The 13,583-nt window shown below is 36.4% G+C and carries 8 protein-coding genes; all 8 read left to right on the forward strand.

Annotated elements, in window-relative coordinates; genetic code table 11:
• Positions 1-34: 34 nt before the first annotated feature.
• Positions 35-2,416, forward strand: a complete 2,382-nt coding sequence (locus Q0W26_RS05165; RefSeq protein ID WP_298523133.1) for a BspA family leucine-rich repeat surface protein — start codon at positions 35-37, stop codon at positions 2,414-2,416.
• 183 nt (positions 2,417-2,599) lie between these two features.
• Entirely contained in the window at positions 2,600-3,571 is a 972-nt protein-coding gene (gene mch / locus Q0W26_RS05170; RefSeq protein WP_298523135.1) for a methenyltetrahydromethanopterin cyclohydrolase, read from the forward strand.
• A 250-nt stretch (positions 3,572-3,821) separates the two neighbouring features.
• Positions 3,822-4,655: a DUF4013 domain-containing protein gene (locus Q0W26_RS05175; protein WP_298523138.1), complete on the forward strand. Its 834-nt coding sequence runs from the start codon at positions 3,822-3,824 to the stop codon at positions 4,653-4,655.
• 135 nt (positions 4,656-4,790) lie between these two features.
• Positions 4,791-5,336, forward strand: a complete 546-nt coding sequence (gene rbr, locus Q0W26_RS05180) for a rubrerythrin (protein ID WP_298523141.1) — start codon at positions 4,791-4,793, stop codon at positions 5,334-5,336.
• 91 nt (positions 5,337-5,427) lie between these two features.
• Positions 5,428-5,973, forward strand: a complete 546-nt coding sequence (gene rbr / locus Q0W26_RS05185) for a rubrerythrin (RefSeq protein ID WP_298523144.1) — start codon at positions 5,428-5,430, stop codon at positions 5,971-5,973.
• 73 nt (positions 5,974-6,046) lie between these two features.
• Complete coding sequence (locus Q0W26_RS05190; RefSeq protein WP_298523146.1) at positions 6,047-7,456, forward strand: nicotinate phosphoribosyltransferase; 1,410 nt, start codon at positions 6,047-6,049, stop codon at positions 7,454-7,456.
• A 9-nt stretch (positions 7,457-7,465) separates the two neighbouring features.
• Positions 7,466-8,446: a choloylglycine hydrolase gene (gene bsh, locus Q0W26_RS05195; protein ID WP_342765338.1), complete on the forward strand. Its 981-nt coding sequence runs from the start codon at positions 7,466-7,468 to the stop codon at positions 8,444-8,446.
• A gap of 284 nt (positions 8,447-8,730) precedes the next feature.
• The coding region (locus tag Q0W26_RS05200; protein ID WP_298523151.1) for a right-handed parallel beta-helix repeat-containing protein at positions 8,731-13,583 on the forward strand (4,853 nt) is incomplete at its 3' end.

Below are 13,583 nucleotides of genomic sequence, written 5' to 3' on the forward strand. Positions count from 1 at the left end.
GATTAATTAATATATAATTTTTTTTAAAGTGGAAATGAGTATTATGATCAGCAAGCAGTTAAGGGAATTTGAACTATTAAACACCACTACAGAAAGTATTTATGAATTAAACGGATTGAGAGTTCTTATAATTTTGCAGGACGGATCTAACTTAACTAGCTGGCGTGAAGTAAAAGACAGGGAAGAAATCATCTACATCAGTGAAGATTTATTCGGTGAACATGATATCGCTGAGAGGTATTCCGGTTTTAAAAATCTCAGGGCTGTTGTGGCTTCTGGTTTGGGTGAAGTGCATGATTTGCATCGTCTCTTTTACGGATGCGAATCCCTAAAGGACATTTCCTCTCTTGAATCTTGGGACGTCTCAGGCGTTGTGGACATGAGAGACATGTTTTATGGCTGTGATGCTTTAGAAGACATTTCCGCTCTTGCAAACTGGAAGGTTTCTAACTTGCGAAACATGTCAAACATGTTTCTGTTCTGCTCTTCACTTGAAGACATTTCTCCTCTTGCAAAATGGGATGTTTCCAGTGTTGAGGATATGCATTACATGTTTTCTGACTGCAGTTCCCTTAAGGACGTTTCAGCCTTAAAAGAATGGGATGTCAGCAATGTGAGGGATATGGGCTGCATATTTGACTTTTGCTCATCCCTTGAAAACATTTCAGGATTGGCCAATTGGAACATGGAAAACGTATTCAATATAACCGCAATGTTTAGAGGATGCGTATCACTTAAAAACATTTCCGCTTTATCAAACTGGAATTTATCCAACATGACTAACAATTCCAGTCTATTGTCATTATTCAATAACTGTTCCTCCCTTAAGGACATTTCAGCCTTGAAAAAATGGGATGTTTCAAACATTACTCGACTAAACGGGATGTTTGAAGGCTGCAGTGCTCTTGCTAATGTTTCTGCCCTTAAAAATTGGGATGTGTCCAATGTGAATTCAATGGAAAACATGTTCAACGGCTGCGAAGCATTGGAAAACGTTTCTGCCCTTAAAGATTGGGACGTTTCATCTGTAGACAATATGAATGCAATGTTTGCCTATTGCAGAGGATTGGAAAATATCTCCTCTTTGGAAGACTGGGACGTTTCCTCACTCACAAGAATGGATGCGATGTTTGTCGATTGCGAATCATTGGCTAAAATCGATGCCCTGAAGTCATGGAATGTGTCAAATGTTGGTTCTGCAACAGATCTGTTTAACGGATGCACATCTTTGACTGATGTTTTCGCTTTAAAGGACTGGGACATTTCAGCATTGTCCAGATTAACAGGAATGTTTGAGGAATGTGAACTGCTTGAAGACATCTCAGGATTGGCTGATTGGAATGTTTCCCACATCAAATCACTTGAAAACTTATTTACAGGATGCAAATCCCTAAAGGACATTACCAGTTTGGAAAGATGGGGAGTTTCAGGCATTGAAAACATAAATGAGATGTTTAAGGACTGTGAATCTCTTGAAAGTGCTGAATGCCTTAATTTCTGGACTTTCAGGGATATTCAAGATACTCGAAACGTATTTGAAAACTGTGTCAGTCTTCAAAGGTATCCGATATGGTATGTCAAAGGGGAATTCAGGGGAATAAGTCCTTTCCTGAATGATTTCATTACATTCAACAAAACAACTCACGGAATTTATGATCTGGGGGACCTGGAAGTTCTGATAATCCTCAAGGACGGAACAAATCTGACCAGCTGGGAGGATGTCAGAAATCGGTCAGATATAATTTATGTCTGTGAAGATTTATCCGGTAAAACTGACTTAAGCGAAAAATATGCAGGACTGACATCACTTAAGGCAATTTACGCATTTGGCGTTGATAAGGCAGAAAAAATGAACGGAATGTTTCTGGGATGCGAATCCCTGGTTGACATTTCCATGCTGAAAACATGGGATGTTTCAAATGTCAAAAAGATGATATTCACCTTCCACAAATGCAGATCATTAAAGCACATCAATCCGATAGCATTATGGGACGTGTCTGGCGTTGAGGACATGTCCGGAATGTTTCTTGAATGCTCATCACTCTATAACATTTCTCCTTTGCGCGGTTGGGATGTATCCAACGTAAAATCCATAAGGGCAATGTTTTGGAATTGCAGGTCATTAATCAGCGCTTCAGTGCCTGACTGGAATGTAAGCAATGTGGAGAACATGGCAACGCTATTTTTCGGCTGCATCTCCTTGGAATATGTTAATTTCTTAAGTGCATGGAATGTTTCAGAGCTCTGCAATACAAAGGACATGTTTCACGGTTGCACTTCACTAAAAGGATATCCTGTATGGTACATAGAAAAAATCGAAAGTGAAAAAAAGGCAGCTCAGGAGGAAGTCCCTGAAAGCGAAGATGATTCAGCTGAGGAAAATGAATCTGCCGATGAGGATTCTTCTGAAGAATGATTATTTTCAATGAGAACTTTTTTGCGAGTGAATTCTCAGGTTTCTTTAATGGGAATATCTTCAAATGGTAATGTGCACTGTACTCTTTTTAAATTATTTTAGACAGTTTTAAATAATAATAACTATAAAATCTTAATCAGTAACTTAAAAGTTATAAGTTAAAATTATATATGAGGTTAGACTATGGTAAGTGTAAACATAGAAGCTAAAAAAACCGTAGATGTAATGATTGAAAAAGCAGATGAATTAAACATTGCTGTTGAAACTTTAGAAAATGGAGCTACTGTTTTAGACTGTGGTGTAAATGTAGATGGAAGTTTTAAAGCAGGAGAGCTTTATACTAAAGTTTGTCTTGGCGGACTCGCAGATGTTGGAATTTCAATTCCTGGTGATTTGTCTGAAAAATTCGCACTCCCTTCAGTAAAGATTAAAACCGACTCACCTTCTATTTCAACCTTAGGTTCACAAAAAGCAGGTTGGTCTGTATCTGTAGGAGATTTCTTTGCATTAGGTTCAGGTCCTGCAAGAGCTATTGCATTAAAACCAGCAGAAACCTACGAAGAAATTGATTACAAAGACACTGAAGCTGATTTAGCAATTTTAACATTAGAAGCTGATGTATTGCCTGGCGAAGATGTAGCCCAATACATTGCAGATGAATGTAATGTCGATGTTAAAGATGTATACTTACTTGTAGCACCTACATCATCCCTTGTCGGATCCATTCAAATTTCAGGAAGAGTCGTTGAAAACGGAACCTACAAAATGTTGGAATTCATTAAGTTTGACGTAACCAAAGTAAAACACGCAGCTGGTATTGCACCAATCGCACCTGTTGACCCAGACGGACTCAAAGCTATGGGTAAAACCAACGATGCAGTTTTATTCGGTGGAAGAACTTACTACTATGTAGAATCTGAAGAAGGAGATGACATCGCTAATGTAGCAGCTCAATTACCATCTTCTGCTGCTGACGGATATGGTAAACCATTCTTCGACGTATTCAAAGAAGCAGGATTTGACTTCTACCAAATCGATAAAGGAATGTTTGCTCCTGCAGAAGTAGTAATCAACGATTTGACTACTGGTAAAATTTATAAGGAAGGATTCGTAAACGCAGACTTGCTCAAAAAGTCCTTCGGTATAGATGAATAGATTTATTCATCTTTTTTCTCTTTTTTTTCAATCAATTTTAAATATTATAAAATTCAATATTATTTTTGGACACCAATTGGAGTGTTTAAAAAATTAATAGGTGATACTTATGGAAATTATAGATATTATTACTATTTTTTGCTAAATTGAACTTTTTTTCTTCATAATTTCCACTATTTTTAAATAGTATTACCTTTAAATATATGTTTTGTCTTAAAATTGACAAATAAATTTAAAAAGGTGTATAATTATGGAAATCATGGATATTATAAAAGAAGCATTCATTTTTCCTTCTCAAAATTTGGAAAAGCTCGCAATATATATCGTATTAACATTCGTAATGGGACTATTTATTGCCGGTGGTGTGATTTCAGGCGTATTTGCGGCAATTGATAATAGTGTTTATTTTGTTATTACAGCTATTTTAGCCATTATTGCAATTGCTATTGCATTTATCATTTCAGGTTATCAAATCGGTATTATCAAATCCGGTATTGATCAAAATGAAGAAGCACCAAGTTTTGATTGGTTAAATGATTTAGTAACTGGTATTAAAACATTAGTGGTCAGTATTGTCTACTTTATTATTCCAGCAATTATTATTGCAATTGTTGCCTTAATAACCAACATACCTGGACAAATTGTCAACATAGCTCAACAAGCAGCTTTAAACCCTGCAAACGCAACTGCAGTTGCTAACGGTTCCGCACCTATTGCAACAATATCAGATGCGGCTGCTGCAAGTTTATTCACTTCAATCGCAATTACCGGTATTATCGCTCTTGTTTTGATTATAATTTTCGCGTTCCTCGCAACTATGGGTACTGCTAGATTAGCCAATACAGGTAGTTTGGCAGAAGCTGTAAATGTTGTTGAAGCATTCAAGGACATTACAAGAATCGGTGTAGGTAAAGTTATTGCAGTTATTATTTTATCAATAATTGTTGTAGCAGTGATAAATGGGGTATTGGGATACCTTTACGGTCAAATTCCACAATTATCCATAATATCAGTTATAGTAACTCCTTACTTAGTATTCTTTACAAATAGGGTTACCGGTTTGTTATATTCAGATATAGCTTAAATATTTCAATATTTAAGTTATCTTTTTTTCTTTTTTTCAAAGTTTTTCAATAAATTTTTAAATGATAATTATTAAATATATAATTATTCTATTTTAGAATGAATACTTCAATAAGTTATTATGGAGATGTATAAAATGGCAGATTTAAAAGGTACAAAAACTGAAGCAAACTTACAGGCAGCTTTTGCCGGTGAGTCCCAAGCACATACCAAATACCAATACTTTGCTGCAAAAGCAAAAGAAGAAGGTTACGTTCAAATCCACGATATTTTCATGGAAACTTCCAAAAACGAAAGGGAACATGCTAAAATCTGGTTCAAATTATTACACGATGAAGAAATTCCAGACACAATAGCAAACCTAAATGCTGCAGCTGACGGTGAAAACGAAGAATGGACTGCAATGTACAAAGAATTCGCAGAAACCGCTAAAGAAGAAGGCTTCCCAATGATTGCATTTCTGTTTGAAAAAGTGGGAGCAATCGAAAAAGAACACGAAGAAAGATACAGAACCTTACTTGCAAACGTTGAAAACGATGCAGTATTCAACAAAGAAGCAGACATTGAATGGAAATGTGAAAACTGTGGATTTGTATTCTCAGGTCCTAACGCACCTGAAAAATGTCCTGTATGCGGACTTCCAAAAGCACACTTTGAAGAAAGAGCTACCAACTTTAAATAAGCTCTATTTTTCTTTTATTTTTTTTAGTTACTGACTAATCACCAAATATTTATATATTTGATTATTAACATTTAATTTGAGGTTGATTTAAATGGCAGATTTAAAAGGCTCAAAAACAGAAGAAAACTTAAAAGCAGCACTCGCTGGTGAATCTCAAGCACGTGTAAAATACGAATTTTACGCTTCTCAAGCTAAAAAAGACGGATATGTGGAAATCAAAGAGATTTTCCAGGAATCATCCGACAACGAAAAGGAACATGCTAAAATTTGGTTCAAATTGTTACACGACGGTAAAGTGCCTGACACCTTAACCAATCTTGCAGATGCAGCAGCAGGAGAACATGAAGAATGGACTTCCATGTACAAGGAATTCGCAGAAACTGCACGTGAAGAAGGATTTGACGACATTGCAGATCTATTCGATGCAGCAGGTGCAACCGAAAAGGCACATGAAGACAGGTACAACGCATTGACAGACAAAATCAATGCAGGCAAAGTCTTTAAGAAAGACGAAGAAATCGCATGGAAATGCAACAACTGTGGATACATCCATTATGGAACCGATGCTCCTGAAGTATGTCCATTATGCGACCATCCACAGGCCCACTTTAGAAAACAAGATACTAGTTATATCTAAATCTTCTTTTCTATTTTTCTTTTTTTGATAATTTATATTAATATCAACTTACTAACTATTAGTAAGGGATATTATGATTGAAAACAACATTTGTCTATTGACAGATAGCTATAAGGTAACCCATCACTATTTCTATCCTGAGGGCACAGAAAAGATTTATTCTTACCTTGAAAGTAGGGTAGGTGCTGAATTTAACAAAACTATCTTTTATGGACTGCAATATATAATTAAAAAGTATTTGGAAGGTCAAGTTGTAACGGAAGAAAAGATAGATGAAGCAGATAAACTGATGGCTGCTCATTTAGGTGAAGGAATATTCAACAGGGCCGGCTGGGAATATATTCTTGATGAACATGACGGAAAACTCCCGATTGAAATAAAGGCAGTTCCTGAAGGAACACCTGTTGATGTCAGCAACGTTCTGATGACTGTGGAAAATACTGACAATAAATCATACTGGCTTCCAAACTACCTGGAATCTTTACTACTGCAGGTTTGGTATCCGTCAACTGTAGCTACACTGTCCGCTGAAGTCAGAAAACTCTCAAACTTCTATCTGGAAGTGACAGGTTCATCCAAAGAGAATCTTGACTTCATGCTGCATGACTTCGGATACAGAGGATCATCATCTACAGAATCATCAATGCTTTCCGGTTCAGCACATCTTCTAAGCTTTTCAGGAACAGACACAATTCCTGCTTTGACAATACCTGAAAACTACTACAATGACTCAAACATATATGGATTTTCAGTTCAGGCAACAGAGCACAGTGTAATGACTTCACTCGGTCCTGAAGGGGAAATGTCACAGATACTGAATGTCATCGACAAGGCAAAGGACGGTGTTCTTTCTATGGTAATTGATTCATACAACTACAGAAACTTCCTCACAGAAGCTGGAAGGTCCGGAAGCGAACTGAATGAGGCAATTTTGAATTTCCTTGACGGTGAAAACAACAAGGTCGTCTTCAGACCGGACAGCGGAGAGCCTGTTTCAACAACAATCGATTGTCTGAATCTTTTATCAGACGGTTTCGGTTCACATCTCACCGATGAGGGATATAAGGTATTCGACCTGAACATCGGCCTTTTATGGGGTGACGGTCTCAACTATCAGAAAATCCGTGACATCCTCTTTGCAATGAAATCAAGCGGATGGGCTGCACAGAACATCATCTTTGGTATGGGTGGAGGACTCCACACTGCGGTAAACAGGGACACCCAGAGAAACGCATTCAAATGTTCTGCTCAACTGAGGGACGGCGAATGGCATGACATTTTCAAAAACCCACTTGACTCAAGTAAAAAATCAAAGACAGGAAGATTCAAATTAATTAAAGAGAATAAATCATTTAAAACAGTTCCAATTGACAGTGATGGTGAAGATTGCCTTCAGACAGTATTCAGAAACGGTGAACTGTTGATTGACGATAAGTTCAGTGACATTAAGGCAAGAGCTTTAAATTACTCAAATTTCTTATGAGGTGATATGATGTGTACTGCAAGCAATTACATAACTGAAAAACATTATTTCGGGCGAAACTTCGACTATGAAATTTCCTATAATGAAAGGGTTACAATAACCCCAAGAAATTATGAATTCAAATACAGAAAAATCGATGATATAAAAAGCCATTATGCAATTATTGGGATTGCAGCCGGCATTGACGGATATCCATTGTACTATGATGCATGCAACGAAAAGGGATTGGCCATGGCTGGCCTTAACTTTGCAGGAAATGCAGTCTACAAGGAATTTGATGAATCAATGATTAACATCACTCCTTTTGAACTGATTCCATATATACTCGGCGGTGCATCTTCAGTGGCTGAGGCTAGGCAAATGCTTGATGAGATTAATCTGGTCAACATCAACTTCGCCGATGAACTGCCTTTATCTCCACTTCACTGGATGCTTTCAGACAGCACCGGCGAAGCCATTGTGGTCGAACCTCTTGAAGAAGGTTTGAAGATATATGACAATCCTGTAGGTGTTCTGACAAACAATCCTCCTTTCGACAAGCAGCTTTTCACTTTAAACGACTACAGAAGCCTGTCCAATAAGAATCCGCAAAACACCTTTGGTGCAGGCATTGATTTGGATGAATATTCAAGAGGAATGGGAGCTATTGGCCTTCCTGGAGACCTGTCATCATCCTCAAGATTTGCAAAGGTTGCTTTCACCCGTGCAAATTCATATTCTGGCAGTGATGAGAAAAGCAGTGTCAGCCAGTTTTTCCATATTCTGGGTTCAGTCGAACAGCAGAACGGATGCACATTCATCTCAGATCCTAATCTCTATGAATATACAATCTACACTTCATGCTACAACACCAACGACGGCGTTTTGTATTACAGGACATATAACAATTCCCAGATTACAGCCGTTTCTTTGGCAAATGAGGATTTGGATTCAGGTGATTTAATCAATTATCTTTTAATTAATGAAGAGCAATTCAATTTCATTAATTAAACATTTTTTTTTATTTTTTTTAACCATTTGTTAATGCATACTATTTTTTATATATTTATTGAAAATAAAATTGTAAGCTGTTCATTATTTTTCTGTAAAATTTACTGGTTTACTTTCAAAAGTGTATATTAAAATCAATATTTATCTTATTTTGACATGATTTGTTTGAAAATCAAGAAACTATTTATATTTCAAGCAACATAAATATTAAAGAATAATCTTATATTTGCCGTAAGGTTATTTCATTTTTATTAATTGACTGGACCAGGGGGTGAAAACGCAAAATGAAAGGCAAAAAGTTAATCGTGATAATGGCTATAGTTATTCTTATATTTACAATTCAGGCGTCTTGTGCGCTTGAAGATGATAATGACTTTAATTTAACGCAAACTATTAATGTTAATACAGTTGATAATCAAATAGTTGATGATAATCAAGTAAATAATGAGTTGAATGACTCTGCAGGTATTAAAAACAATATTAGCGTAAGCTCTAAAAGTAATGTTTTAGGTGTTTCCAATGAGAATGATGTTTTAGGTACGAATTGGACTCCATCTACTAATACTATGAAAGCGTTGAGAAATCTACTCATTAATACGAATCTAAAACCGGGAGATAATGTTTTCTTAAATGGTTGGACATATTCTGGTGATTTTAATTACTTTACTGTACGTTCAGGTATTAATATTTATGGAGGTAGCTCTACTAGTGATCCTGCAAAGGCTACACTTGACTTTTCTGGAATTATAACTCATCCTACTAAGTCTAGAATTACATTTGGTGATAATACTAAAATTACGGGAGTTAATTTTGCAAATCATTATTTTGAGTCTTCTGTAACTACTGGGAATCCACCTGGAAGGGGGCATTTGATTGCTTGTAATGGAGCGGTTTCATTTTATAATTGTACTTTTGAAAACAACACTGTTTATCAGAAGTCATATATTATAAATTATGATGGTAGTGGAAGCGGAGCTATTATTGATAATTGCGAATTCTACAATAATACTGCTTCAGTTATAGTAAATATTGCAAGTACAAGCACTAATTTCAAAGGTAATAATAATTTATTCAAAAACAATAAGGGAACTATTAGTCTTGAACAATCGGCTAATTCAAATTCTTTAGGATTATGTATTAAAATTCAGTCTAATGGTGCTGTTTTTGACAATAATACCTTTATCAATAACACAAATGCAGTACACGGTGCAGCTTATTGTGTAAATGCAGAAAATGTTATTATATCCAACAATCACATTGAAAATAACTCTGCATCATATGGTGCAGGTATTGAATGTCACAAGGGTACAATGAAAGTTTATAACACAACTTTCATAGGCAATCAAGCTTATGGGCCTAATGCCATGAACCCTGCTAGAAGTGGGGGTGGTGGTGCTATTGCTTTTATTGGACCAAATAACTACATTGAAAATTGTACATTCATCAATAACAGTGCTGAAAAATTTGGTGGAGCGATGGATATTCATACAGTTGGTTCGGAAAGGGCTGATAAAACTGTAGTTGTAAACTCTAGATTTGAAAATAACTTTGCTGAAAGTGACTACGGTGGAGCTATATTTATTCAAGGTGACTTTGCAAACATTACAAACTGCAACCTTACGAATAATTTCGCACCTATTGGAGGAGCAATACAAATTGTAGGTTCCAATGCGGGCATCTATGATTCAAAATTCGTTGAAAATGGTGCTATTCAAGGTGGTGCTGTTTATATTGAGGGTAATGCTGCAACTGTAGGCAATTCAACATTTGCAAATAACACTGCAACTCATAATTTGGGAAGTAGAATTGTTGATGATCTTTCTAAAGTTACTTCCGGTGGGGCTATGTTTATTCAAAGTAATGATGTATCCATTAAAGACACTTCCTTTGAAAGTAATGTTGCTGAAGGTAATTATTCTCTAAATACTGGTTTGGGTGGAGGTTTATACCTCATAGGTCAAAATCCAGATTTTGACAATGTTAATTTCACACAAAACGATGCTACATTAGGAGGTGGTGTTTATATTGAGGGTAGCAATATCGACGCTTCAAACATAAACTTGTACAATAACACTGCTGTTCAAGGTGGTGCTGTTTATATTGATGGTAATGATATAACTCTTGATAAGATCACTGCAAAAGAAAACAATGCTATTCAAGGTGGAGCTGTTTATATTCAAGGTCACAACACTGAGGTGGCTAATTCAACATTCGAGAACAACCTTGTTACTCGTGATATTGATTCAATTAAACCTGGTGCTGAAACCCTTTTGACTATGGGTGGCGCTATCTATATCGATGGTAATAATGTAGCAGTGGCAGGTAATAATACTTTCAGAAGAAATATTGCTTCAGGTTTTTATATTAATGGTGGTCTTGGTGGTGCTATTGCTGTAGAAGGTGATAATACTACAATATATGATGACCAATTTACTTTGAATGAAGCAGTTAGTGGTGGTGCTATATATATTGATGGTGCTAATGCTACTGTAAAGGATATGCACTTCACAACAAACAATGCTGTTCAAGGTGGTTCAATATTCATTAATGGTGCTAATACTAACATTACTGGTAATACATTCTATGATAATAATGCAACACATAATTTATCTTTTAATGCTAGTTCAGTAATTAGCTTACCTACTATGGGTGGTGCTATTTCTGTTAGTGGTGATTATTCTACTATAACTAATAATAACTTTACATATAATGCTGCTATAGGTGTTAATACTAATGGTGGTCTTGGTGGTGCTATTGCTGTTGATGGTTATCACACAAATATCACTGATAATATATTTGATGATAATGAAGCTATCATGGGTGGTGCACTATATGTAACTGGTACTAATACCACTATTAACAATACTAACTTTACATATAATAGAGCTATTAAAGGTGGTGCAGCTTATATTAAGGGTATTAACACAACTGTTGAAAATTCACAATTCATGTACAATAATGCTACACATAACCTAACTTACAACTTAAATCCTATATTTGATAGTGTACCTGCTGAAGGTGGTGCTATTGATATTGTAGGTAACAACACCTTATTGGATAATTTATTATTCTCTGAAAACAATGCTATTGGGGTTAATCCTGATGGTGGTCTTGGTGGTGCAGTTGCAGTAAACGGTTACGATACAAGAATTGTAGATGTCACTTTCGATGCAAATCAAGCTATCAAAGGTGGTGCAATATATGTTAATGGTACTTTAAATGCTCTCAACTATACAAATTTCACATCAAACAGTGCAATTCGCGGTGGAGCAGTGTTCATTACGGCATTCAATACTACATTTTTAGGTTGTGACTTTGACAACAATACAGCAACTCATGACTTAAGATTTGCAGTCAATGATGAATTGAATAAGCTTACATCCATTGGTGGAGGTATTGCAATTCAGGGAAATGACGTTAACATAATCAACCCCACTTTCACTAACAATACTGCTGTCGGAATATATGAAGACGGTGGATTGGGTGGTGCAGTTGCTGTAAACGGTACAGACAATTGGATATATAATTCATTATTTGAAGATAATGAAGCTATCAAAGGTGGTGCTTTCTACCTTGAAGGCGGATCCACCGTAATTGAGGAATCCAATTTCACAGACAATCATGCAATAAAAGGCGGAGCAGGTTATATTGACGGGGAAAACAGTGTTATTAAAAATTCTCTCTTTGAAGACAATAACGCAACCCCTGACTTGAAATTCAATCTATCCGATGCATTGAAGAATTCAGCCACTGCTGGTGGAGCGGTTTACATCATAGGTCATGACGTTAACGTGACTTCAAGTAATTTCACACATAACCATGCCAATGCTGAAAATCAAACAAGCAGCATAGGTGGTGGTGCATTTTACATTGAAGGAAACAAGGTTAACATTACAGATTCCAAGTTTGAAGAAAACACCGCTTTGAAAGGTGGTGCGGTATATGTCACAGGTAATGTAACCATGATATATGACAGTAATTTCACACGTAATTCCGTAACCAATTTCACAGTTATGGAAGGTTTCGGAGGAGCGGTATACTTGGAAAGCTCACATGACAGTAATTTCACTCGATGTAATTTCGAAAACAACTCAGCTTCCATAAACGGTGGTGCTATCGATTGGCATGAAGGTGCAACTGACGGTCAAATCTTGGATTGTACATTTACCAACAACACTGCAGGTGCTAATGGTGGTGCTGTGTTCTGGTTTGGTACTGGAGGTATCATAAAAGGTTCCAATTTCACAAACAATGCAGCTAACGGAACTGTTGCTTGTATGATGGGCAACTCTGGAGACGGAGGAGCTATCATGTGGACAGGTTCAAATGGTGTAATAGATGATTGTGAATTTATAGACAATACATGTACTGACAATGGTGGTGCAATATACTTACGTGGTGTCCCAGGACGTGCAGATTGTAATAACAATTCATTTATAAACAGCCACTTTGAGAATAACTCTGCTGGTGTTAACGGTGGTGCAATCACATGGGAAAATGGTGCAACCAATGGTAAAATTGAAAACACTACATTTGAGAATAACACTGCAAAAGCTAATGGTGGTGCTGTGTTCTGGTATGGTACTAATGGTACTATTGAAGGATCTAACTTTACTAATAATCGTGCTTTAGGTACTGAAACTGGTACTTATGGTCGTTCTGGTGAAGGTGGTGCTGTTATTTGGACTGGTTCCAATGGTATTGTTGATGAGTGTAACTTTATCAATAATTCTGCTAAAAATAACGGTGGTGCTGTTTATTTGGATAGTATAACTGCCGGTAACTGTGATAATACTACATTTAGTAATTCTCACTTTGAGAATAATACTGCTGGTGTTAATGGTGGTGCTATTGACTGGAATGAAGGTGCTACTAATGGGGCTATTTTGAATTCTACATTTGAAAATAACTCTGCTAAGGCTAATGGTGGTGCTGTGTTCTGGTATGGTACTAATGGTACTATTGAAGGATCTAACTTTACTAATAATCGTGCTTTAGGTACTGAAACTGGTACTTATGGTCGTTCTGGTGAAGGTGGTGCTGTTATTTGGACTGGTTCCAATGGTATTGTTGATGAGTGTAACTTTATCAATAATTCTGCTAAAAATAACGGTGGTGCTGTTTATTTGGATAGTAT

The organism is uncultured Methanobrevibacter sp. (genome assembly GCF_947169325.1).
Lineage (GTDB): Archaea > Methanobacteriota > Methanobacteria > Methanobacteriales > Methanobacteriaceae > Methanocatella.